This window comes from Bordetella genomosp. 9, assembly GCF_002261425.1.
Taxonomy (GTDB): Bacteria; Pseudomonadota; Gammaproteobacteria; order Burkholderiales; family Burkholderiaceae_B; genus Bordetella_C.
The window spans coordinates 386,072-410,418 of sequence record NZ_NEVJ01000001.1 but is presented as its reverse complement, the minus strand read 5'-3'; the positions used below and the strand labels follow the sequence as shown (position 1 = coordinate 410,418).

Sequence of the window (24,347 nt, the reverse complement as noted above, 5' to 3'; positions counted from 1 at the left end):
AGGCTATCGTGCGCGCCGCTAGGGCAGCGGACCAAAGGACGGCGGCATGACGCGCCGCGCGGACGCGGCCTCATACGCCGATGCGATGTCGAGGATGACGTCCTCCTTGCCCGGTTCGGCGCGAAAGACCAGCGAAAAAGGCATGCCGGGCGGCGGTACGGGCGTCGGCGTCGCCGCCGGCTGCGGCACGTAGCGCTTGCCGTCATCGCTCAGCTTGAAGGTGTAGTCGTAGACCTCGTCGACATAGCCGGCCGGGATCAGGATCTCGCTCAGTCCCGCGTTCGGGCCATAGGCCGATTCGTTGCGCGGCGTACCCGACACGCCGGGGTAAGGCGCCCCGCCTATCTTGCCGGGCGGATACGGCGTATGCAGCCGCACCAGGCCATCCAGGTGGTTTTCCAGGATGACCATCATGTCCACGCGCCGCAGCAGTTCGCGCAGCATCAGCCGCTCGTTCACGCCCTGCCGCTCGTCCAGCGGGTTGCGCATGTCCACGACCTCTTCCCAGTTCTTGAAGGCGGCGCGCTGGTCGTCGCCCCAGAACTTGGACCGCGCGTTCAGGGTGGCGAAATCGACGACGGTTTCCGTATAGCCCAGCTTTTTCCAGTCCTCCGCGCGGCGCGTCAGGTACTGCGGTATGTGATAGCGGAAAGCCATGCTGTCGGCCTGGTGCTGCACCGTGATGATGTCCAGGTTGGCCGGCGGCGCGATGCGGCCCTCCGCCATTTCCACCATGTAGTCGATGGGATTCATGGTCCCGGTGCCGAAGAACTTGCCGGGCTGGAACTCGGTGCGCTTGATGGCCGCGGCGAAGTCGGGAAATACCGGTTCGCCAGCGGGAGTCAGGCGATACAGGATGTCGGGCATGAAGACCGGAACCAGGCGCGCCAGCGCCTTGGTGAAATCCACCGTCATCAGTTCGACTTCCGGATCCCGTGTCCAATTGGGATGCGACGACTCCACCAGCGTCGCCCCCAGCTGTCTGCCCAGGACTTCCTTGATTTCACGCGCGACGGCGGTCGTGATGGGCCGGGCGGCCACGTCGCCGGGAGGACAGAACATGGATTCGCGGATGATGCCGATGCGCTTTCCCTTCAGCGACCGGGACTTGTAGACATGGCTGGCGTAGGGCGTGCTCAGGGCCGACGAGCGCGGCACGGTGGTGAAGGGATCGCGCGGGTCGTAATAGCCTTCCACCGGGTCCTTCAGGGCGTCCAGCACCTTGGCGGCATCGCCGATCTTCCGCGCGTGGATGCCGGTACGGTCGTTATGGATGTCCGCGCCTATCGCGCCGCCATCGAAACCGATCAGCGCCTTGTGCGGCAGGATCAAGGCCACTGAGTTGTGATTGGCGGGTCCACGCGTGGACGCGCGCGTTTCCTCGCCCAGGCCGATCATGCACAGGTTGGCGCTCACCGACAGGGCCGATCCGGAACTGGAACCCAGCGACGCCGAGCGCGTCGTGTCGTAGGGGTTGGACGGATTGCCGCCCCAGGTGGTGCGCTGGTAACCCAAGGTCGAGACCAGCACCTTGTCCGGCGTATGGCGGCCGCCCGGATCGCCGGCACGGCCGTTGTATTCCGTGCTGACCGACTTGGCGAAGATGATCGCGCCCTTCTTGCGCAGCTGGTCCACCAGGATGTGGTCGCGCGCCGGCACGTCGATGTCGTAGGCCGCGTCGGCGCCGCCCATGGAGTGCATATCCTTGGTGTCGAAGGGGTCCTTGAACGAGAAGACCACGCCGTACATGGGCATCTGCTCCAGGTCCGGATCGGATCCGTACTCCGCGTCCAGCTCGGCGGCGCGTTCCAGCGCGTCGGGCAGATGGCGGAAGAATTCGCACATCGGCGGGGCGTCGGGCGGCAGCGGCCCCAGCGAGGGATGCTTGTCGAACTCCCCCTTGCACACCGTCGAACGCTCGCCGCGAATGTTCAGGGTCGACAGCGCATTGACCTGTCCCGCGTTCGGGACGCCGACGATCATGCCGTACTGCTGCATGACCGCGGGATCCGAGGCGGTCGGCTCCATGCGGCCGAACTCCAGCGGGACGCCCTTGTACTTGTCGTAGTCGGGCACATAGTCGCCGACCGCGACGGTCTGCGTCGGAAACTTCAGCGGCGCGCCGGCGCGGACCGTGCCGGGCGCTTCGGGCACCGGCTTGCCGTCCCTGGTCACCAGCATGCTCGACACGCCGTTGAAGGCCCGGCAACGGTCGATGTAGCGCTGCACGATCTGCACCACCGTGATCTCGCCATGCTTGATCGCCGCATGCAGTTGATCGATCGTTGCCTCTTCCAGCCGGAAGGCCTGCTGCCCTTCCTCTTGCACGCCGCCCGCGGCGGGGCTTGCGTTGACATGCATATCGTTCATCGTCTCTATCCTCGCCGCGGCGCTCGGGGCCGCTGAACAGACCATCAACATCCCATCCTGCGCGGATCGGGATCGCCCGGCGTTGCGCGATGACCGACGGGTGCACCTATGCTGTCGCATGACTTGATGGTCTGTCAAGTCACTTTCCGGGGTGTTTTCCCGGGTGCCGATGGACGCGCACAGGCCTGGATTTTCAGGGGTTTTTCAAGGGATACACACGATGGTGCGCGCCGTGCACCATGCACGACTGCGTGCGCACCGGCCTTGTGCGTGCGCCCCATGCATGCAGCCCTAGGGCGAATACCCCTTGCGCTGCTGACGTTCCTTAATTATTAATCAAGTACCTTGACGAAGCGCCAGTACGCCTGGATCGCCGGCCTGCAAGGGAGCCTTCACAAAAGCATCACTCCAGGCAGCCCAGGTCCTGGTCAAGGGAGAAATACATGGCAACGATTACACGGCGCAATGCGCTCAAGCTCGCCGGCGCCGGCACCGCGCTGCTCGCCGCGGGCAGGCAGCGCGACCTGTACGCGCAGAGCGCGGGCGGCGGCGCCCTGCGCATCGCGATGACCACCACTGACGTACCGCTGACCAACGGCATGCCCGACAATGGCAGCGAAGGCGGCCGCTTCGCCGGTTATCCGATCTTCGACGCGCTGGTCCTGTGGGATTTCGCGAACACCAAGACGCCGCCCGACCTGATCCCCGGGCTGGCCACCGAATGGCATATCGACCCCGGCGACAGCAAGCGCTGGATCTTCACCATCCGCCAGGGGGTCACGTTCCACGACGGCTCGCCGCTGAGCGTGGACGACGTGGTGTGGAACTTCGACCGGCAGCTGAAGCGCGACGCACCGCATTACGACAAGCTGGCGCCGACCTATGCGGGCGCCTATGCCGCCATCATCGCGGGCTATGAAAAGGTCTCGGATACCCAGTTCGCGATCCGTACCAAGACGGTTTTCAGCCTGCTGCCCTATCACCTGTCGCGCCTGTTCATCGTCAGCCCGCGGCAGTACGAAAAGCTGGGCAAGGATTGGCTGGCATTCCGCTCGAATCCCTCCGGCACGGGGCCGTTCAAGGTGGTGAAGGTGACGCCGCACGTCGCCATCGAGCTGGTGCCCAACCGCGCCTATTGGGATCCGAAGCACGTTTCCCGGCTTGACCGCCTGGTGCTGATGCCGATCGCGGATTCGAACACCCGCGTCGCCGCGCTGCGCTCGGGCCAGGTGGACTGGATCGAATTCCCCGACCCCGATTCGATCCCGGCGCTGAAGAGCGCGGGATTCAACGTGATCACCAAGCCCTACCTGCACCTGTGGTCCTTCGTGCTCAACTGCGCCGATGCCGGCCCCCTGACGGACGTCCGCGTGCGACGGGCGCTGAACTACGGACTGGACCGCGAAAGCATGGTGGGCCTGCTCAACGGCACCGCGACGCCGGCCATCGGGCTGTACGACCAGGACTACAAGCTGTTCGGCAAGCCGACGCAGATTTATGGCTACGATCCCGACAAGGCCAAGGCCCTGCTGGCGGAGGCCGGCTACGGCCCCGGCAAAAAGCCGATCACCCTGAAGACGCTGATCCCGACGGCCGGATCCGGCAACATGGTGCCGCTGCCCATGGGGCAGTTCATGCAGCAGAGCCTGGCGGAACTCAACGTCAAGGTCGACCTGGTGGTGGCGGACTGGGGCTCGGTGCTGACCGCGATGCGCCAGGTGCCGGGCGTGAACGGCGCCGCGCATTACGACGTCATCTGCCATGGCCAGCCTTTCGGGGACCCAACCCAGTTCTACACCAACTGCTTCAGCCGCGACGGCGGCGGCACCGGCAATTGGGGGCGCTACAGCAGCGCCAAGGTCGACCAGTTGCTGACGGAGGCGCTGTCCGCCTTCAACCAGGCGGACCAGGACGCCAAGCTCGCCGCCGCGCATGCGCAGGTGGTCGACGATGCGCCCAATATTTTCGCGGTGCACGATCTGAACCCGCGCGCCTTGAGCCCCAAGGTGAAAGGCTTCGTGCAGGCCGAGAGCTGGTACCAGGATTTCACGCAGATCACGGTCGCCTCGTAGCCCGCGTCCGGCATGTCCCGTCCGGCATCAGGACGGCCATACCGGCCGCACCTGGCCGGCCGCGCTTTACCCCGCCAGCGTCTTGACCTTGCGAAGATCGGGGAAAAGCCGCATCCAGAGCAATACCACCACGATGGTGCTGACGCCGCCGATCACGCCGGCCGAAACAGGGCCGACGAAGCCCGCCAGCGTGCCCGAATAGAACTCGCCCAATTGGTTCGAGGTGCCCACGAACAGCGAGTTGACGGCATTGACCCGTCCACGCATTTCGTCTGGCGTCAGCAGTTGCACCAGGGTGATGCGCACCACCATGCTGATCGTGTCCGCCGCGCCGAGCACCGCCAGCGCCAGGATGGAAACCGTGATGTTGGTCGACAGGGCGAACACGATGGTCGCCAGTCCGAACACCCCCACGGCCAGCAGCATCTTCATGCCTATCCCCGTCTTCAGCGGCACGCGGGCGACGTACAGGGACATCAGCACCGCCCCGATGGCGGACGACGAACGCAGCAATCCCAGGGCCCACGGCCCCGCGTTCAGGATGTCGCGCGCGAAGATCGGCAGCAGCGCGGTCGTGCCGCCCAGCAGCACCGCGAAGAGGTCCAGCGAGATCACGCCCAGCATGACGGGACGGGCGAAGATGAAGGACACGCCGGCGAACGCGGTCTGCAACGTGACCGGCCCACGGTTGTAGCCGCCGCGCACCGTCTTGATCGACATCACGCAAACGCCGGCCACCACGAACATCACCGACGACAGCAGGAAGGGCGCGAGCGGATTGAACCCGTAGGCGACGCCGCCCAATGCAGGCCCGATGATGGTCGCGGTCTGGAACAGCGCCGTGGTCACCGACAGCGCCTGCTGCAGCGCGGAAGGCGGCACGATGCTGGGCACCAGCGATTGCATGGTGGGCTGTTCGAAGGACTGCGCCGCGCCCAGCACCACCACGGACACGAAGATCATGGGCACGGTCAGCGCGCCGGACCAGATGGCCCAGGTCAGGACGATCGCCACGACCGCCTTCACCGACTGCGCGATCAGGGCGATGCGCCGGCGATCGTAGCGGTCCGCCACCTGGCCCACCACCAGGGTCAGCACGACCATGGGCAGGAACTGGCACAGCCCGATCAGGCCCAGGTAGAAGGCGCTGTGCGTCTGGTCGTACACCAGCCAGCCGAGCGCGATGCCGATGCCCTGGAACGCCATCGCGGACAGCACGCGCGAGATGGCGTAGGGCACATAGTTTTCCCGCCAGGGTACCGTCCCCGCGGGCGCTTCATCCGCATTGCCCGCGGCTGCGGCATCAGGCTTGGTCGACAATCAAGGCTCCTGTCAGGTATCGGGACCCTGATGCTCGGCACGAACAATAGGGTTCGCATCCCTGCCGGCGCCCGCTCGCGCGGCGCAATCAGTCAAGGGACTTTATAGAGCGTCAAGTTTATACCGAGACCGGGCGCAGCGGCGCGTCACAGCGACGGCGGCGTGTTCACCTTGAGCATGCGGGCGACCTTGTCGCCCTTGTTGTGGTAGCCGTGCGGCAGCGACGACGGAAAGAAAATCAGGTCGCCCTGCCGGACCACATAGCTCTTGCCGTCGACGGTGACCTCGACTTCGCCTTCGATGATGTAGCCGAGTTCCTCGCCGGCATGGCTGACCGCGCCGCCGCTGCGCGCGCCGGGCGGAATGCTGTGCACCAGCGCCTGCAGCAGGCCGTTGCGGTCGATGGGGACGATGCGTTCGAAACGCACGCCCTGGTCCAGCGAATCCGGATCGGCGACGCTGCGCGCCTTGCGGTTGGCATGGAAGACATGCACCGGACCGGAGAAACCGTCCTCTTCCGAATACAGGGCCGCGATACTCGTGCCGAGCGCGCTGGCCAGGCGATGCAGGAAGCCGATGGAAGACGCCAGCTTGTCGTTCTCGAGCTTGGACAACATGCTTTCGGAGCACTCGACGATATCGGCAAGCTCCTTCAGGGTATAGCCCTGCAGCAACCGGGCGTGCTTCAGCTTGGACCCGATCCGCATCGGTTCCTGCGCCGCGTCGGCCGCCTCCGCGCGCGCGCGGGCCTTGGCGGAAGGCTTGGCGACGGCGGGCCGCCGGACCCTTCCCGCCGGCTGCCGGGTCCCGGCAGGCAGCTTGCTGGCGCCGCCGCGCAGTTTCGCCATGGTCTTTTTGTTTTCCAATTAGATTCCCCCACTGCGCCTCGGGCGCATGCAAGGACGCAGCCGTAAAGCGACTTGATAGACAGTCAATAGTGTAAGCCAGGTCAGCCTTGTTTTGCCGGGCGCGACAGGCGCCGCACCGCCGTTCGTGCCGCCGTGCGTATGGCGTCGGCGAACTGGGCCACGATCGCCGAGCGCGGCCGCATCGGCGAAAACAGGAACCGGGGCTGCATATCGATGCGCGGTGAAAAGCGGCGCATCACCAGCTGCGGGAACGCGGACGTCATCAGGATGAAGTGATCCACCAGCGCCACCGCGTTCAAGGCCTGGACCATCGCGCACAGCGTCCCCGTGCTATTGGACACCAGGGCCGTGTCGTAGGGGACGCCGCGCTCGCGGAAGGCTTCGCGCAGGCGGAACCCGGTGAACGTATCGTCCGCGAAGGTGATGATGGGCCAATCAGCCAGGAGTTCCGGTGTCAGCCGGGCGTACCGCGCCAAGGGATGGTCCCGATGCAGCACGCACACCACCTCGCTCTTGCAGATTTCCTCCACTTCCAGCGTGGCGACCGGCGTGGGCACGTCGACGATGCCCATGTCGACCTGGCTGGTGCCCACGTATTCCACCACGTGCCGGGTGGGCAGGGCGCGGACGTCGAACTGCACCTGCGGGTGCAACTGGTGGAATGCATTGACCGCCTGCGCCACGACCGACATCGACAGCGCCGACACGGACGCCACGGTGATGCGCCCGCGCACCCCCTGCCGGATCTCCAGCGCCGCCTGGCTCACCGATTCGACACTGCCGAACAGGCGTTCGACTTCCGGCATCAGGGCATCGGCCTCCGGCGTACACACCAGCCTGCCCTTCACCCGCTGGAACAGCGTGAGCCCCAGCTCGCCTTCCAGCAGGCGCAGGGTCTTCGTGACGGCCGGCTGCGAGATGTACAGCATGCGGCCCGCGGCGGAGACGGAGCCCGTCTGCACCACGGCGCGGAAAATCTCCAGGTGACGCACGTTCAACATGATGGGTAACCCATAACTATTTGGAAGGAAGAAGCTGCCAAACCTGTATTGGATATTATGAGTTTCGGTCCCTAAACTGCAATGCATACCTGTCGCCCGCCGCGCGACGCTCACGGAGGAACCGACTTGAACATCCCCGGCAAAGCAGAATGGACGGCCCGCGCGGCCAGGTGCGAGCCCGAATGGCGTGCATTCATCGACGGTGAATACCGTCCCGCCCTGTCAGGCAAGACCTTCCCGACGTTCAACCCGGCAACGGGACGGGTCATCGCGCAGATCGCCGCCTGCGATACCGAGGATGTCGACGCCGCGGTGGCCAGCGGCCGCCGCGCCTTCGAGTCGGGCGTGTGGTCCCGCCGCGCGCCCGCCGAGCGCAAGCAGGTCCTGCTGAAGCTGGCCGAATTGATGATGTCGCACCGCGAAGAACTCGCGCTGTTGGAATCCATGGACGTCGGCAAGCCCATCGCCAATGCCTATAACGGCGACATCGTCAGCTCCGCCACCTGCATCCAGTGGTATGCCGAGGCCATCGACAAGCTGTACGGCGAGATGGCGCCCGCCATGCCGAACATGACCACCATGATCGTGCGCGAACCGCTGGGCGTCGTCGCCGCGGTGGTGCCCTGGAACTATCCCCTGTCCATGGCGTCGTGGAAGTTGGGGCCGGCCCTGGCGGCCGGCAATTCGGTCATCCTGAAACCCGCCGAGCAATCCCCGCTGACGGCCATCCGCATCGCCAGCCTGGCGATGGAGGCCGGCCTGCCGGCCGGCGTGCTCAACGTGCTGCCCGGCCTGGGCGAGACGGCCGGACGCGCGCTGGGCCTGCACATGGACGTCGATGCCGTCGGCTTCACCGGCTCCACGGAAGTCGGCAAATTGTTCATGCAGTATTCCGGCCAGTCCAATATCAAGCGGATCGGCCTGGAATGCGGCGGCAAGAGCCCGCACATCGTGCTGGCGGATTGCCCCGACCTGGACGCCGCCGCGCGCGCCGTGGCGCTGGGCATCTTCAACAACAGCGGGCAGGTCTGCAACGCGGGCTCACGCCTGATCGTCGAGGCGCCCATCCGCGACGCCCTGCTGGAGAAAATCGCCGCGGTCGGACGCGAGCTCGTCCCGGGCGACCCGCTCGACCCGGCGACCCGCATGGGCGCCATCGTCAGCCAGGCGCAGCACGAACGGGTGATGTCCTACATCGACGCCGGACGCGCGGACGGCGCCAGCGTGGTGCTGGGCGGCAAGCCGGCGCGCACGGACAGCGGCGGATGGTTCATCGAACCGACCGTATTCGGCGACGTGCGCAACGACATGCGCATCGCGCGGGAAGAAATCTTCGGCCCGGTGCTGGCCGCCATTACCGTCGACGGATTCGATGAAGCCATGCGCGTCGCCAACGACACCATCTACGGCCTCGCGGCCGCGGTGTGGACCGGCGACGTGGGACGCGCGCATCGCGCGGCGCAGACCTTGCGCGCCGGCGTCGTCTGGGTCAACTGCTTTGACCGTGGCAATATGTCGGCACCGTTCGGCGGCTTCAAGCAATCCGGCTTCGGGCGCGACAAGTCGCTGCATGCCTTCGATAAATACATGGATTGGAAGTCGGTCTGGATCGCATCCTGATCCTCGCATTGCCGTCATCCGCAACAGGCCTCGCCGGCCGCCAGTGAACGGAACCAAGGGGGTAGCAATGAACAAGCATGACAAGCAAGGCCAGGCTCGCGGCCTGTCGCGCCGATCCGTATTGAAGGCCGGGGCGGCGATGGCCGGCATGGCCGCGCTGGGCACGGCGCCGCCCTTGCGCGCCCAGGCGCGCGGGATCAGCGTGACCTGCTGGGGCGGGGCATACGAAACCGCGGTGCGGCAGGCGTTCGCCGAACCGTTCGCCAAGGAAAGCGGTATTCCGGTCACGCTGGTCAACAGCGCGGACCTGACGCGGATGAAAGTGCAGGTCGACAGCGGCAATGTGTCCTGGGACGTGTTCGACAGCATCGGCCCGCAGATCATGGCGGGCGCGCGCCAGGGGCTCTGGGCCCCCATCGACACCGGCATCGTCGATACCAGCAAGCTGCTTCAGCCGGCCGGCAAGGATTACGTCGGCTCCTACTCCTACGCTGGCGGCATCGCGTACGACCCCAAGAAGTTTCCCGATGGCAAGCATCCGGAGACCTTCGCCGAGTTCTGGGACCTGAAACGCTTCCCCGGCCGGCGCGGCCTGCGTTCGCGCGTCAGCGAGAACCTGGAAATGGCGCTGCTGGCCGATGGCGTGCCGCCGGCCCAGCTCTATCCGCTGGACGTGGAACGCGCCTTCAAGGCGATGGACCGCATCAAGCCCGCCGTGCGCAAGTGGATCGAGACCACGCCGGAGACGGTCACCCTGCTGACCAGCAACGAGATCGATTTCTCCTATTCGTACCTGAGCCGCGTGCTGCCGGCGCAGCGCGCCGGATCGTCGGTGGCCATGTCCATGCGGCAGACGCTCAACAGCCTGGAATACCTTGCCGTGCCCAAGGGAGGCAAGAACATCCAGAATGCCATGCGCTATGTGGCGTTCTGCCTGCGGCCGGACCGCCAGGCGGCCTTCTGCGAACTGGTGGAGTTCGCGCCCAACGTCGCGGGTGCGACGGACATGGTCGGCGCACAGGCGCGCGCCCGCATGCCCGACATGAAATCGCCGGACGCCATCATCATCAACGATGCGTGGTGGGGCGAGAACTACGACAAGCTCCAACGCCGCTTTACCGAGTGGCTGCTGGTCTAGATCCATGGCGCACACCCTAAGCACCAGGGCGATCGTCGTCCTGCTGGTTCCGCTTTGCGCACTGCTGCTGCTGTTCTTCCTGTGGCCGCTGGGACTGGTAGGCTGGTCCAGCATCTACGACCACGGCTACACGCTGCGCGGCTACGCGGACGTCCTCAACGGCACGCTGATCCATCGCGTGCTGGGGACCACGCTGAACATCAGCGTGCTGGCCACGCTGACCAGCCTGGTGCTGGGCTACCTGATCGCGCTGCATCTGGCCGCCATGCCGGCGCGGCGGCGCGCGCCCTACCTGATCATGGTGATGCTGCCGTTCTGGACCAGCATCCTGGTCAAGAGCTACGCCTTCACGATCGTCCTGGGCAACAGCGGCGTGCTGAACCAGCTGCTGGGATGGATGTCCGGCGGCGCCTGGCACGTCGAGCTGCTGTTCAATCGCGTGGGCGTGGTGCTGGGCATGACGAACTACCTGCTGCCGTTCATGGTGCTGCCGGTCATGGCCAGCCTGATCAACCAGAACCGCAGCCTGCACATGGCGGCGGAGATCATGGGGGCGAGCCAATGGCGCATCTTCAGCCGCATCACGCTGCCGCTCAGCCTGCCCGGCGTATGCGCCGGCGTGCTGATGTGCCTGACGCTGTCCATGGGGATGTACATCACGCCGGCGCTGCTCGGCGGACGGCAGGACATGATGCTGGCGAACCTGATCGACTTCTACACGCGGCAGACGCTGGACTGGACGCTGGCGTCGTCGATCGCCTTCGTGCTGCTGGCCATATCGGCCCTGCTGATCGCCATGTTGATAAGGGTCCAGCGCGACCGGGAGACGACCTTCGCATGAACGGATCGCGCACCGTGCCTCAACCCATTTTCACCGCCCGCCATGCCTGGCGGCTGGCCGGCGCGGCGGCCGCATGGGTGGGCTATGTCTTCCTGCTGATGCCCAGCCTGGTCGTCATCCCGATCTCGTTCGGCGGCGGCCAGGAGCTCAGCTTTCCGCCCAGGCAGCTGTCGCTGGCGCTGTTCCGCCAGTTCCTGAGCGATCCCGCCTGGTGGGGTTCGGCCTTGCAGAGCCTGCTGGTGGCCGCCTGCGTGACGGTACTGTCGCTGCTGATCGCACTGCCGGCTTCCTACGCGCTGGCGCGCGGACGCTTCCGCGGCCGCCGTGTGCTGGAACTGGTTTCGCTGGCCCCCATGCTGGTGCCGGTGGTGGTGCTGGGACTGGGCATGTACATGCACCTGGCCGCGCTGCACATGGTGAACACGACCACAGGCGTGGTGCTGGCGCATACGGTGGCCACCATCCCCTTCATGCTGGTCGCGCTGGGCGCCGGCCTGCGCCACGCGGATCCGGCCCTGGAAACCGCCGCCATGATCATGGGCGCCAGCCGCCTGCGCATCTTCATGGAAGTCGTGCTGCCGCAGATCCGCCCTTCCGTGCTGGTCGGCGCGCTCTTTGCGTTCCTGATTTCCTTCGACGAGGTCATCATCGCCTACTTCATCACCGGGCCGGAAACGCTGACCCTGCCGGTCAAGATGTACAGCGCGATCCGCTGGGAAGTCTCCCCGGTGCTGGCCGCCGTGTCGACCCTGCTCACCCTGCTGTCGCTGGTCGTCTGCCTGGCCATCATGGCCTTGCAGCCCAGTCCCCACAAACCCGATTGACGGAAAAGACTCTCATGGCGGCAAGCTACGACGCGATCATCATCGGCGGCGGACACAATGGGCTGGTGTGCGGCGCCTACCTGGCTCGCGCGGGCCGCAAGGTCTGCGTGCTGGAGCGGCGCGACGTGATCGGCGGCGCGGCGGTCAGCGAGGCTGTCTGGCCGGGCTACCGGGTGTCGGTCGCGTCCTACACGATGGCGTTGCTGCAGCCGCGCATCATCCAGGAACTGGAGCTGGCCCGGCATGGCTACGCCGTCATCCGACCGACGCCCATGGTGCACCTGTACGGTGAAGGCCGCAGCCTGGTCTTCGGCGACGACAAGCAGCTGCACGCCGGCATGAGCCGTTTCAGCGCGGCGGATGCCGCCGCCTATCCCCGCTACCGCGACCACATGGCGCGGTTGGGCGCCACGGTGTCCCGCATGCTCTGGGAGATTCCGCCGGACCCGGCCGCCAGCGACCTGTCGTCGCGGCTGCGCCTGCTGCGCTTCGCCTGGCGCTATCGCAATATCGGCGAGCAGTTCTACGACCTCTACGACGTGCTGACGCTCAGCGCACGGGATTTTCTCGGGCGCTGGTTCCAGGCCGACGAAACCATCGCGGCCCTGGGCTTCTACGTCGCCTGCGGCGGCGCGACCACCACCCTGTCGGCGCCGGGTTCGGCCTATGTGCTGCTGCGCGGCTATGTCCGCGATCACACCACGCCCGCCGGGCCGGCCGGCTTCGTGCGCGGCGGCATGGGCTCGATCTCGGAAGCCATCGCCGCGTCCGGCCAGGCGCACGGGATGGAAGTCCGCCTGGGCGCGCCTGTGGCGCGCGTCGACGTGGAGGCCGGCCGCGCCACCGGGGTCACCCTGGAAAGCGGCGAAACGCTGCAGGCGAAGTGCGTGATATCGAATGCCGCGACCAAGGTGCTGTTCCGCCGGCTGGTGGATCCCGCCCACGTACCGGCGGAATTCCTGGCGCGCGTCGACCGCATCCGCGACGTGTCCCACGCCTTCAAGGTCAACCTGGCGATGAACCGGCTGCCGGTCTTCAAGGATTTCGACGCGGCGGGAGCGGGCTTCGACTATCCCACGCAGATACGCATCGGGCCGTCCGTGGACTATCTCGAACAGGCCTACGATGCCGCGCGCCAGGGCGGTTTCGCGGCGCGCCTGCCGCTGGTCATTCTGACGCCCAGCAAGCTGGATGCGACGGTCGCGCCCCCGGGCAAGCATCTGATCAGCATTTTCGGACAGCATGCGCCCTACCGCCTGCGGGACTCGGACTGGAGCACGGGACGCGACCGCCTGCGCGACGCCGTGTTCGATACGCTGGAAGCCCATGCGCCGGGGTTTCGCGACTGCGTGGACGATGCCCAGGTGCTGGCGCCGCCGGACCTGGAAGAACGCTTCGCGCTGCCCGGCGGCCACGTGCACCACGGCGAACTGAGCGCGGACCAGATCTTCTTTCGCCGGCCCGTGCGCGGCGCGGCGGACTACCGCACGCCTATCGCCGGCCTGTACCAGTGCGGGGCCTCCGTCCACCCGGGCGGCGGCGTGACAGGCGTGCCCGGCCACAATGCCGCGCGCGTCATCCTGGCCTCACGGCTTTGAAACCGCGCGCCCGCGCCCCTGAACCCACACGGACTGCATCGCCATGAACATGATAGAACTGCGACAGGTCTCCAAGCGCTACGGCGGTGTGCAGGCCCTGCATCCCGTGGACCTGTCGGTGCGCAAGGGCGAGTTCGTCACGCTGCTCGGCCCCAGCGGATCCGGCAAGACGACGCTGCTCAACCTGATCGCCGGCATGGTGCCGCCGTCGACGGGCCGCATCGTCATCGACGGCCGCGACGTCACCACCAGCCCGCCCAGCAAGCGGCAACTGGGCATGGTGTTCCAGAACTACGCGCTGATGCCGCACATGACGGTGTTCGAGAACATCGCCTTTCCGCTGCGCGTGCGCAGGCTCGCGCGCGCCGAGATCGAACGCAAGGTTCGCGAGGTGCTGGAACTGGTGCGCCTGCCCGACCTGGCGGCACGCAAGCCGCGCGAGCTGTCCGGCGGCCAGCAGCAACGGGTCTCCCTGGCGCGCTGCATCGTCTACAACCCGGCGCTGATATTGCTGGATGAGCCGCTGGGCGCGCTGGACAAGAAGCTGCGGGAACAGATGCAGCTGGAGCTGCGCCGCATCCATGCCGAGCTCGGCATCACCATGGTGAACGTCACGCACGACCAGGACGAAGCGCTGACCATGTCCGATCGCATCGTCCTGATGAACGGCGGCCGCATCGAACAGGAGGACAAGCCGGAGGCGCTCTACTTCCGCCCGGCGACGCGCTTCGCCGCCGACTTCATCGGCACCGCGAACCTGCTTCCCTGCGACGTGCGCGCGGCGACGCCCGACGGCGTGGCGGTATCGACGGCGCTGGGTGACATGCGCGCCACGCGCTGCGCGGGGTCCCAGGGCATTGCCCCGGCCAACGCGACGCCCGGCGCCAGCGCAGCCAGCCTGCTGATACGACCCGAGAGCATCGTCATGCACGCCGCCGGCGCGCCGCCCGGCGAGGAACAAGGGGTGGATGGCGTTCTGGAAGACACCATCATCCTGGGCGGCATCGTGCGGCATCACGTCCGCGTAGGGGCGTCCGTCCGCATGGTGGTGCAGGAACAGAACCGTCGCGACCGGGTGCCGCTGCCACGCGACGCGCCCGTGCGGCTGACGTGGTCGCACCGGGATTGCCTGGTGCTGGACTAGCCCGATTCATGAGGCGGCCAGGATGTCGGCCGCCGGACTTCCGAGGAAAATGCCAATGCAGACACAGTCTTCGACCGTGCAGGCCGAACTCGTCCGTCGCCAGCGCGAAGAGTCGCTGGCCCTGCCCGAATCGCTGGGTGAATTCGTGCGGCAGCGCGCCGCGCTGATGGGCGACGCCGTCGCGGCGGTGTGGTTCGAACAGCAGCAGTCCATGAGCTATGGCCAGCTCGATGAGCAGGCGGACCGCCTGGCGTCCAGCCTGCTGGCGCGCGGCGTGCGCAAAGGCTGCCACGTCGCGGTCATGCTGGGCAACACGCCGGCCTTTCCGGTGACCTGGATCGCCCTGGGACGCATTGGCGCGGTGATGGTGCCGGTCAATACGTCGTACACGACCGACGAACTGGACTTCGTGCTGCGGGATTCGGACGCGCAGTACGTGGTGGTGGAATCGGGTTTGCTGGCCAAGCTGCAGGCGCTGCAGGCCCTGCCGCCGCTGCTGGCGCCCGAGCGCATCGTCGTGTATGCGCAGGGCGGCGCAGGGGATGGCAGGGCTGACACCAGGGGCGACGACAGCGGTGCCGACCGCGATCGCGCGGCGCAGCTCGACTGGCACGCGCTGGTGCGCGACGGCCAACCCGGTTTCACGCCACCGGCGCCGGTGGCGCGCACGGACATACTGAACCTTCAGTACACCTCGGGCACGACGGGCTTCCCCAAGGGCTGCCTGCTGACGCACGACTACTGGATGATCCACGCGCACAACTCGGCCCGGCACCGCCGCACCGGCGAGGGCGGCATCCACAACGTGCTGGTGTGGGCGCCGTTCTTCTACATGGATCCCATGTGGCAGTTCCTGATGACGCTGGCACTGGGCGGCACCGCCTACATCGCCGACCGCATGAGCCTGAGCCGCTTCATGTCGTGGCTGAAGGATTACCGCATCCACTATTGCATCTTCCCGGAACCCGTGCTGTCGCATTATCCGGAGTCCCCCGCCGATGGCGAGATCGACCTGAAGTACATCAGCATCTACGGCTGGACCGAGACCGCTCGCCGCGATGTGCAACGCCGTTTCAACCTGACGGCGCGCGAAGGTTACGGCATGACGGAGATCGGCACCGGCGCCCTCATGCCGGAATGGGCGTACGAGATGTCGCTGGTACGCAGCTGTGGGCTGCCGGCGGCTTTCCGGCGCTTCGAGATCCGCGACGAGATCGGCGCGCCCACGCCCGATGGCGAGATCGGCGAATTGTGGGTGCGCGGCAGGGGCATTTTCCTGGGCTACTACAAGCGGCCGCAAGCCAACGCCGAGAGTTTCGACGGAGAATGGTTCCGCACGGGCGATCTTTTCCGCCGTGACGAGGCCGGCTATTACTACCTGGTCGGACGCATCAAGGAAATGATCAAGCGCGCGGGCGAGAACATCGCCGCGAACGAGGTCGAAGCCGTGCTGCGCGGCATGGACGATATCGAGGAAGCCGCGGTGGTGCCCGTTCCCGATCCGCTGCGCCGCGAGGAGGTCAAGGCCTACATCAAGCTGCGCGCCGGCCTGACATCCAGCGAGGTCCCGCCGGAAGCCATATTCGAACACTGCGCCAGGCACCTGGCGCCGTTCAAGGTGCCCCGCTACCTGCATTACATGGAAGAGGATTTTCCCCGCACGCCGTCGCGCAAGATCGCCAAGAAGCGGCTGATCGCCGAGATGACCGATCCTTTCGCGGGCAGCTACGACCGCCAACAATCTGTCTGGCGCTGACGCGCTTGAGGAGGCCGCCATGTTCATCGATTTTTCCAGCCGCCCGCCCGCCCCAGGTTTCGAAGGCCGGGCGCCCCACCTGGCGAACTATCGCCGCGTCTACGGCAACAGCGAGGCGCAGGTCGATCGCGAGACCGGACCCGATGCGTTGCGGGAGTACCTGGACACCTACGAACGCCTCGACGCCCGGGCCGTGGTGCTGAAGGCCCGCGACCTGAGCTCCACCTTCGGCTTCAAGATCGCCAACGAGACGGTGGCCGATTTCTGCCGCGAGCATGGGCCGCGGTATATCGGCTTCGCCGGTGTGGATCCGCATCGCGGCATGGCCGCCGTCCGGGAACTGGAACAGGCGGTCAAGGAGCTGGGGCTGCGCGGCCTGAATATACAGGGCTTCGAGCTGGGGCTCGATATCGACGACCGCCTGCTGTATCCGCTGTACGCGAAATGCTCCGAGCTCGATGTGCCGGTCAACGTGCACTGCGGCACGAATTTTTCGACCCGCACGTCCATGCATCATGGCCATCCGCAGGCGCTGGACCGGGTGCTGCGCGACTTCCCCGACCTGCGCGTCTGCGCGTCGCCCCCGGGTTGGCCCTGGGTCAATGAATTGATCGCCGTGGCATGGCGGCATCCCAATCTCTGGATAGGAACCCTGGCGATCCGTCCACGCCTGATGACGACGCCGCACTCCGGCTATGAAGCGCTGCTGCAGTACGGCAAGACGGTCCTGAAGCACCGTATGATCTTCGGCACCGCCTTCCCCATGATGCCTGTGCCCCGCACGCTGGACGAGTTCTCGGCCTTGCCGTTGCCGGACGACGTGCGGCAGCGGTGGCTATGCGATAACGCCGCGGAGTTCCTGCGGCTGGACGCAACGGCCTGACGGCTCTTTCGCATCTACATACCGCCCGGCAATCGCCCAAAGCCGGCGCCAGCGTCAATTGCCGAAGGCGCGCTTCAGCCTTTCGAGTTCGGCCAGGTTCAGGCGCTTGGCTTCCTGCTCGGCATAGTCCCTTTCGCCGGGCTCATACGAGCCCTTGTACAAGCACTTGCTGCGCGACGACGAACAGGAATCCACCACCCGACCGGATGCCTTGGCGGTGCTGGTCGAAGTCGGACGCACCGTCGACTCCACGGAGTCCGTTTTTTTCGTGGTTGAGCAGGCCGACAACAGGCCGATCAAGGACACCACCGCGACGCGACGAATAAACATGTGAATAAGGGTCTCCCGGCCACACAGATAACGCGCCGACCATTCTATCGGCGGCGCGTACTCCCGAATGCCCGTCAAGGCATTAAACAGCAACGATTTGAGACAAAACGTCCTCGTTCGAACGCAAAGTCGTCGGATGCCGCTCCCCCGCGGAGACGACGGACCGATGCGGCACTCTGTTTCGCACTTCGCAGCAGGGAACACTATCCGGAGGCATTTCTCGTGAAAATGGAAAGATGATTTCCGGGGATCAGGGTTTATCCCTAGGTCCTGGCGGCGCAGAATGCAGTCATCGGGAACAGCAACGGACATCGCGAAGTTCTCTACACAGCAGATCGCGATGCACGGCCCGGATCACTTAACCAGGACTAGGAGTACTGCCATGAAGACCAAGACCATCGTTTCCGCTTTGATTCTTTCCTTTGCCGCCATCGGCGCTGCCCAAGCGACGCCCCGTGGCGATTCGGACAACACGCCCTTCCAAGGCGTCTATGGCCAACAAGCCAGCAGCACGAGCCGCGACCAGGTCGTCGCGCAACTCGAACAAGCCCGCGCCGCTGGCCTGACCGCCAACGCCGACAGCGACAACGCGCCCTTCACCGCGCAAGCCGACGTGGCTTCGGTGCCCGCGGTTGCCCAAGGCGGCGGCGCGCCCAATGACATCGCCTTCGGCGACATCGACAACCAGCCCTTCCAAGGCTGATCGAGACTGGCAGTGACACGGCTGAACGCAGTCGGGTCACCAGGAAGTCCGGCCGTTCATGCCAGCACGGGTGAACGGTTCCCCCGGCGAGAGGCGGGGGTGCTGTAGTGGCAGTCCTCTCGGTGTGGTGCGTAGTACGGTCGGCCCCCTGCAGTTGAGGGGGCCGATTGCTTTTGTGCCAGCATTTATTGCGGTCGCTGCTGGTGGCTGCCGTGGTGCTGATTTCGTTCAGCCGCCGGGGCGTCTTGCTATCCGCTCTCGTACCTCGGGCGGTGCCAGGCATGTCGCGACCGCCTCGTAACCCGGCGCGCCGGGGTAAGGCGCCACGCGACTCGGGGGGCTGTGATTCGCGGGGCAAAGCAGGATGGCCTCTTCCGGTCCAACCGCCGCGAGATCCAGGATGGCCGCGGAGCGCGTCATCAGGAACAGCGGCCGCGTGCCCGCGACCCTCGCACGCTGACGCAGATGAGCCATCAAGGCCTGCTGTGATGACCGGTCGAGATCCTGTTCGATCATATCCACCACCAGGACCGCGGGGCCTTCCGCTTCCAGCGCGACGAGCAACGCGATCAGGGCGTCGGATCTTGTCGCCCCCTCTTCAATGAGCCAGGCCAGCACCTGCGTGACGCGTGAATCGAGCGCGGCGTCGTTCTCCAGCAGGGTCTTCGCCGCGGCGCATTGCTTATCGAGCCGATCCAGGCCAACGAAACCCGCGTCCGGCAGCGTTTCGGCGAGACGCCGGGCCAGTATGGTCTTGCCGCTGCCCAGCGAGCCGATGATGTAGTTCAAAGGCCGAACATCGCGAACTTCGAACCACTCGCCACCCCAGGGCCAAGGGAGTTCGAACGCTGTGCTGCTTGTCGTCGATCGATCGAGCAGTCCGGTCAACTCGCCATCGGAGGGCATCTGGCCACCGGCAAGATCGGCCTGGATATTTCGAAGCTTGTCCAATTTATGAACGAGCGCACGGATGTCGTTATCGAGTGCCGTTTCGTGGGCCGTTAGCGCGACCTTCAGGCTTGCCGGGTCTCCATCCAGCACACGCGCAACCTGGGCCAGGCTGAGTCCGAGCGTGCGAAGGGCGACGACTTCTGCCGCTCGAGCCATATCGTCAGGCCGGTACGCGCGATATCCCGGCGGTGTGCGGCCAGGACTGATCAGGCCCTGTCGCTCGTATAGCCGCAGGGCCTTGATCGATACGCCCAGCCGTCTGGCCGCTTCCGAAGCGCTGAGCGACAAGTCCGCAGAACTCATATGTTCACCATCCTTGGGTTGATCGGGTTCAGGCAGCATGAGGGCGGCCCCAGGGGCCGAGTCAATATAGGCCGGAATTGCTCGGATAAATGGAAAGGTGATTCTCTTGGATCCGGGTTTATCCCTAGGTCCTGGCGGCGCAGAATGCAGTCATCGGGAACAGCAACGGACATCGCGAAGTTCTCTTACCAACAAATCGCGATGCACGGCCCGGATCACTTAACCAGGACTAGGAGTACTGCCATGAAGACCAAGACCATCGTTTCCGCTTTGATTCTTTCCTTTGCCGCCATCGGCGCTGCCCAAGCGACGCCCCGTGGCGATTCGGACAACACGCCCTTCCAAGGCGTCTACGGCCAACAAGCCAGCAGCACGAGCCGCGACCAGGTCGTCGCGCAACTCGAACAAGCCCGCGCCGCCGGCCTGACCGCCAACGCCGACAGCGACAACGCCCCCTTCACCGCGCAAGCCGACGTGGCTTCGGTGCCCGCGGTTGCCCAAGGCGGCGGCGTGCATGGCGACATCGCCTTCGGCGACATCGACAACCAGCCTTTCCAAGGCTGATCGTTGAGGTTGACCCGAGGTTGATCTCAACCAAGCGGTGATACGACTGAATGCAGTCGGGTCACCAGGAAGTCCGGCCGTTCATGCCAGCACGGATGAACGGTTCCCCCGGCGAGAGGCGGGGGTGCTGTAGTGGCAGTCCTCTCGGTGTGGTGCGTAGCAAGTTCGGCCCCCTGCACTCCAGGGGGCCGATTTTTTATCGGTGCGCCAGACAATCATTCCGCACATGATCGTCGGTGATGAATTAATAACGGTCGGCCTTTAGGACCAGAAGCCACGTACTTCCAAGCAATTAATCGTTCCCGGTTGAATGCCCAAGGGCTAAGGTGCATGCGTTGCCCACGCATCCACGCCGTCCATGAGCGCCAATCCGATTCCAGCCGATTTCCCCCCGCAATCAATCGACATCCGCCCGCTGTCCGGCCCCTTGGGCGCCGAGGTGCTGGGGCTGGATTTGTCCCGGCCGCTGAACGACGAGGACTTTCGGCGGATACATCGCGCACACCTGGATCATCACGTGCTGGTGTTCCGCGACCAGCGCATCACCCCGCGGCAACAGATCGACTTCAGCCGGCGCTTCGGACCTTTGCAGATCCACGTCTTGCGCAACTTCCAGCTGGCCGGGCATCCGGAGGTGCTGGTGGTATCGAACATCAAGGAGAACGGCCAGCCGATCGGACTCGGCGATGCCGGGGCGTTCTGGCATTCGGACCTGTCGTACAAGGACAAGCCCAGTCTGGGCTCGCTGTTGCATGCGCAGGAATTGCCGCCGCAGGGCGGCGATACGCTGTTCTCGAACCAGCATGCGGCATACGAAGACCTGCCCGCGGCGCTCAAGCGCACCCTGGACGGCAAGCGCGCGGAGCACAATTACCTGGCCAAATACGAGGACCTGCGCGCCCGCAGTCCATGGCGCCCGCCATTGACGGCCAAGCAGATCGAGGAAGTGAAGCCGGCGGTGCATCCGGTGGTGCGCATGCACCCGGAGACGGGCCGCAAGGCCCTGTTCGTCAACGAGCACTTCACGACCCGTATCCTCGGCCTGCCCGAAGACGAGAGCCGTGCTTTGCTCGACGAGCTGTTCGCCTTCAGCGTGCGACCCGAATATCTATACACGCACTACTGGCAACCCGGCGACATGGTGTTCTGGGACAACCGCTCGGTCATGCACCTGGCCGCGGGCACGCCGGACTTCCTGCGCCGCAAGCTCTATCGCACCACCATCGAAGGCGACATCCCCTCCTGACCATGCAATCACTCCATAAGAAAGTCCTTGGCGCCCTCGCCGGCGTCGCCTTGTTGTCGTCCGCCGGCGTCGCTCACGCCGAAGGGCAGATCCGGATCGCCCAGCAATTCGGCATCGTCTACCTGTTGCTGGACGTGGTCCAGGACCAGAAGCTGATCGAGAAGCGCGGCAAGGAAGCGGGCGTCGACATCAAGGTCGACTTCGTGCAACTGTCCGGCGGCTCGGCGGTCAACGATGCGCTGCTGTCCAACAGCATCGATATCGCGGGCGCCGGTGTCGGCCCGCTGTTCACCATCTGGGACCGCACCCGCGGCCGCCAGAACGTGAAGGGTGTCGCCTCGCTGGGCAGCTTCCCCTACTACCTGGTTTCCAACAATCCCGCGGTGAAGACGATCGCGGATTTCACGGACAAGGACCGGATCGCGGTACCGGCGACGACGGTGTCGGTGCAGTCGCGCATCCTGCAGATGGCGGCGGCGAAGCAGTGGGGCGACAAGTCGTTCGACAAGCTGGAGCCGCTGACGGTGGCGGTGCCGCATCCGGACGCGACGGCGGCCATTATCAAGGGCCAGAACCAAATCAACGCCCACTTCGGCAATCCGCCGTTTCAGCAGCAGGAGCTGGCTGGCAATCCGGCAGCACACATCGTGTTGAACTCCTACGACGTGCAGGGTGGACCGGCGTCATCGACGGTGTTGTACGCGACGGAGAAGTTTCGCAACGACAACCCGAAGACGTACAAGGCCTTCATCGATGCCCTGGACGATGCCGCGAAGTTCATCAAGGCGCATCCCGAAGAAGCGGTGGACACCTACATCCGGGTGGAGAAGTCGAAAACCGATCGCGATCTGCTGATCAAGATCGTCACGGACCCCGAGGTGTCGATCCAGGTCGAGCCGCGCAACACGCTGGGGCTGGGCCAGTTCATGCATCGGATCGGCGCCATCAGGAATCAGCCGGCTTCGCTCAAGGAGTATTTCTTCGATGACCCACGAGTTTCCAGCGGCAGTTGAACTGCGCGGCAAGCGCGTCGGGCCCATGGCAACGCCGGTCGCGACGGCGCCGCTGCTGCAGTTCGATCGCGTCAGTCTCGAATATCGGACGCCCGCGCGGATCGTGCGCGCCACGCACGAAATCAGCCTGGACATCCACGAAGGCGACAGCTTCGTCTTGTTGGGGCCTTCGGGCTGTGGCAAGTCGACGCTGCTCAAGGCGGCGGCAGGATTCATCGAGCCGGCAGCCGGCGAAATCCGGCTGCGTGAACAGGTCGTGCATGGCCCCTCCCCGGACCGGGTGGTCGTGTTCCAGGAGTTCGATCAGCTGCCGCCGTGGAAGACGGTAGAGCAGAACGTGATGTTCCCGCTGTTGGCGTCGCGCACGGCGGATCGAAAAACGGCGCGCGAGCGGGCACGCCATTGCCTGGAGCAGGTCGGGCTGGCGCGGTTCGCCGCTTCGTATCCGCACGAGTTGTCGGGCGGCATGAAGCAGCGCGTGGCGATCGCCCGCGCGCTGGCGATGCAGCCGAGCGTACTGTTGATGGACGAGCCGTTCGCCGCGTTGGATGCGTTGACGCGCCGCAAGATGCAGGAAGAACTGCTGGCGCTGTGGAACGAGCTTCGAATGACGGTGCTGTTCGTCACGCATTCGATCGAGGAGGCCTTGGTCGTGGGCAGCCGAATTGCCCTGTTGTCGCCGCATCCTGGCCGGGTGCGTGCCGAATTGAACAGTCATGAATGGGGACTGCACAGCATGGGCAGCGCAGCCTTCCAGGCGGCCGCCCGACGTATCCACGGCATGCTGTTCGACGAGCCCGTCGGCCGCGCCGACGCCCGTATCCGCCCGACGCATCGCGTCGCTTGAGCCTTTATCCCCATGAGCAGTCTTGCGCCATCCGTCCGACCTGAATACGAAGTCGATCTGCCAGAGCTGCCGTCCGCGCGGCTGACACAGGCCGTACCCCTGACCGTACGTGTCTGGGACCGCCCCTGGGTGCGCAAGACGTGCATCCTGATGGTGCTGGCGATACTGTGGGAAGCTGTCGCGCGCTGGCAAGACAACGACCTGTTGCTACCGACATTCAGTGCAACCATGCGGGCATTGGCCGAAGGCCTGCTGAACGGACAGCTGGTGCAGAAGACCTGGTTGTCGCTGCAGGTGCTGCTGCAAGGCTATGTATTGGGTATCGTGCTGTCGTTCCTCTTGACGACGGTCGCGGTGTCGAGCCGATTGGGCCGGGACATCCTGACCACGTTGACGTCGATGTTCAATCCGCTGCCGGCGATTGCCTTGCTGCCTCTGGCGTTGCTGTGGTTCGGCCTGGGCGCGGGCAGCTTGATCTTCGTCCTCGTCCATTCAGTGTTGTGGCCGATGGCATTGAATACGTATGCCGGCTTCCAGGCCGTCCCCGACACACTGCGCATGGCAGGCCGTAACTACGGCCTGCGCGGCCTGCGCTACGTGATCCAGATCCTGGTCCCGGCCGCATTGCCGTCCATCCTGTCCGGGCTGAAAATCGGCTGGGCCTTTGCCTGGCGGACGCTCATCGCCGCCGAACTGGTCTTTGGCGCATCGTCGGGCAAGGGCGGCCTCGGGTGGTACATCTTCCAGAACCGCAACGAGCTGTATACGGACCGCGTATTCGCGGGACTGATCCTGGTCGTGATCATCGGCCTGCTGGTCGAAAACGGCCTGTTCTATGCTTTGGAGCGGGTCACGGTACAGCGATGGGGGCTACAGCGCTGAGGCGCATCGATACGTCGTGATCCAGGCGTGAGTGAACTGGTCGGCCCGGTTCAGATACTACAACGTTCGCCT

21 protein-coding genes are annotated in these 24,347 nt (G+C 65.5%); 15 read left to right on the top strand and 6 right to left on the bottom strand.

The window, feature by feature from the left end; translation table 11 throughout:
- Positions 1-18: 18 nt before the first annotated feature.
- Positions 19-2,370: an amidase family protein gene (locus CAL26_RS01795; protein ID WP_179283209.1), complete on the bottom strand. Its 2,352-nt coding sequence runs from the start codon at positions 2,368-2,370 to the stop codon at positions 19-21.
- A 443-nt stretch (positions 2,371-2,813) separates the two neighbouring features.
- On the opposite strand from CAL26_RS01795, the gene CAL26_RS01790 reads away from it, so the two are divergent.
- Positions 2,814-4,442: an ABC transporter substrate-binding protein gene (locus tag CAL26_RS01790; RefSeq protein WP_094845225.1), complete on the top strand. Its 1,629-nt coding sequence runs from the start codon at positions 2,814-2,816 to the stop codon at positions 4,440-4,442.
- A gap of 66 nt (positions 4,443-4,508) precedes the next feature.
- Here the strand turns inward: CAL26_RS01790 and CAL26_RS01785 are convergent, their stop codons facing one another.
- From CAL26_RS01785 to CAL26_RS01775, 3 genes are all read right to left on the bottom strand, one after another.
- A complete protein-coding gene (locus CAL26_RS01785) occupies positions 4,509-5,762 on the bottom strand; it encodes an MFS transporter (protein WP_256987864.1) in 1,254 nt (417 codons plus the stop codon).
- A 146-nt stretch (positions 5,763-5,908) separates the two neighbouring features.
- Positions 5,909-6,610: a cupin domain-containing protein gene (locus CAL26_RS01780; RefSeq protein WP_143277337.1), complete on the bottom strand. Its 702-nt coding sequence runs from the start codon at positions 6,608-6,610 to the stop codon at positions 5,909-5,911.
- 101 nt (positions 6,611-6,711) lie between these two features.
- Positions 6,712-7,632 carry a LysR substrate-binding domain-containing protein gene (locus CAL26_RS01775; RefSeq protein WP_094845223.1) on the bottom strand — a complete coding sequence of 307 codons (921 nt, stop codon included), beginning with the start codon at positions 7,630-7,632 and terminating at the stop codon, positions 6,712-6,714.
- 126 nt (positions 7,633-7,758) lie between these two features.
- Here CAL26_RS01775 and CAL26_RS01770 point away from each other — a divergent pair, with 126 nt between their 5' ends.
- From CAL26_RS01770 to CAL26_RS01735, 8 genes are all read left to right on the top strand, one after another.
- Positions 7,759-9,252, top strand: coding sequence for an aldehyde dehydrogenase (locus CAL26_RS01770; RefSeq protein ID WP_373454432.1), 1,494 nt, complete (start codon positions 7,759-7,761; stop codon positions 9,250-9,252).
- 67 nt (positions 9,253-9,319) lie between these two features.
- The gene (locus CAL26_RS01765; RefSeq protein WP_094845221.1) at positions 9,320-10,390 is read left to right on the top strand and encodes an ABC transporter substrate-binding protein; all 1,071 of its coding nucleotides are present in this window, start codon (positions 9,320-9,322) and stop codon (positions 10,388-10,390) included.
- Between the two features lie 4 nt (positions 10,391-10,394).
- On the top strand, positions 10,395-11,231 hold the full coding sequence (locus CAL26_RS01760) for an ABC transporter permease (RefSeq protein ID WP_094845220.1): 837 nt from the start codon (positions 10,395-10,397) through the stop codon (positions 11,229-11,231).
- Entirely contained in the window at positions 11,228-12,055 is an 828-nt protein-coding gene (locus CAL26_RS01755) for an ABC transporter permease (protein WP_094845219.1), read from the top strand. The genes CAL26_RS01760 and CAL26_RS01755 overlap by 4 nt, the downstream gene beginning before the upstream one ends.
- A gap of 14 nt (positions 12,056-12,069) precedes the next feature.
- Complete coding sequence (locus tag CAL26_RS01750) at positions 12,070-13,653, top strand: phytoene desaturase family protein (RefSeq protein ID WP_094845218.1); 1,584 nt, start codon at positions 12,070-12,072, stop codon at positions 13,651-13,653.
- 43 nt (positions 13,654-13,696) lie between these two features.
- On the top strand, positions 13,697-14,797 hold the full coding sequence (locus CAL26_RS01745) for an ABC transporter ATP-binding protein (protein WP_094845217.1): 1,101 nt from the start codon (positions 13,697-13,699) through the stop codon (positions 14,795-14,797).
- A gap of 55 nt (positions 14,798-14,852) precedes the next feature.
- Positions 14,853-16,553, top strand: a complete 1,701-nt coding sequence (locus CAL26_RS01740; RefSeq protein WP_094845216.1) for a class I adenylate-forming enzyme family protein — start codon at positions 14,853-14,855, stop codon at positions 16,551-16,553.
- Between the two features lie 19 nt (positions 16,554-16,572).
- The gene (locus tag CAL26_RS01735; RefSeq protein WP_094845215.1) at positions 16,573-17,436 is read left to right on the top strand and encodes an amidohydrolase family protein; all 864 of its coding nucleotides are present in this window, start codon (positions 16,573-16,575) and stop codon (positions 17,434-17,436) included.
- Positions 17,437-17,490: 54 nt separating this feature from the next.
- Here CAL26_RS01735 and CAL26_RS01730 read toward each other — a convergent pair whose 3' ends face one another.
- Positions 17,491-17,766 carry a hypothetical protein gene (locus CAL26_RS01730; RefSeq protein ID WP_094845214.1) on the bottom strand — a complete coding sequence of 92 codons (276 nt, stop codon included), beginning with the start codon at positions 17,764-17,766 and terminating at the stop codon, positions 17,491-17,493.
- Positions 17,767-18,148: 382 nt separating this feature from the next.
- Between CAL26_RS01730 and CAL26_RS01725 the strand changes: the two genes are divergently transcribed.
- On the top strand, positions 18,149-18,469 hold the full coding sequence (locus CAL26_RS01725; protein WP_179283207.1) for a DUF4148 domain-containing protein: 321 nt from the start codon (positions 18,149-18,151) through the stop codon (positions 18,467-18,469).
- A 228-nt stretch (positions 18,470-18,697) separates the two neighbouring features.
- On the opposite strand, the gene CAL26_RS01720 is transcribed toward CAL26_RS01725, so the two are convergent.
- The gene (locus CAL26_RS01720) at positions 18,698-19,762 is read right to left on the bottom strand and encodes a MerR family transcriptional regulator (protein WP_373454431.1); all 1,065 of its coding nucleotides are present in this window, start codon (positions 19,760-19,762) and stop codon (positions 18,698-18,700) included.
- A 204-nt stretch (positions 19,763-19,966) separates the two neighbouring features.
- On the opposite strand from CAL26_RS01720, the gene CAL26_RS28225 reads away from it, so the two are divergent.
- The 5 genes from CAL26_RS28225 (at position 19,967) to CAL26_RS01695 (ending at position 24,275) form a co-directional block, all read left to right on the top strand.
- Positions 19,967-20,287: a DUF4148 domain-containing protein gene (locus CAL26_RS28225; protein WP_179283208.1), complete on the top strand. Its 321-nt coding sequence runs from the start codon at positions 19,967-19,969 to the stop codon at positions 20,285-20,287.
- 358 nt (positions 20,288-20,645) lie between these two features.
- Entirely contained in the window at positions 20,646-21,533 is an 888-nt protein-coding gene (locus CAL26_RS01710) for a TauD/TfdA dioxygenase family protein (RefSeq protein WP_094845210.1), read from the top strand.
- Positions 21,534-21,535: 2 nt separating this feature from the next.
- Positions 21,536-22,546: an ABC transporter substrate-binding protein gene (locus tag CAL26_RS01705; protein WP_094845209.1), complete on the top strand. Its 1,011-nt coding sequence runs from the start codon at positions 21,536-21,538 to the stop codon at positions 22,544-22,546.
- 25 nt (positions 22,547-22,571) lie between these two features.
- A complete protein-coding gene (locus CAL26_RS01700) occupies positions 22,572-23,393 on the top strand; it encodes an ABC transporter ATP-binding protein (RefSeq protein WP_094845965.1) in 822 nt (273 codons plus the stop codon).
- Between the two features lie 12 nt (positions 23,394-23,405).
- Positions 23,406-24,275 (top strand): ABC transporter permease, encoded by an 870-nt coding sequence (locus tag CAL26_RS01695; protein WP_094845208.1) that lies wholly within the window; start codon positions 23,406-23,408, stop codon positions 24,273-24,275.
- Positions 24,276-24,347 lie beyond the last annotated feature (72 nt).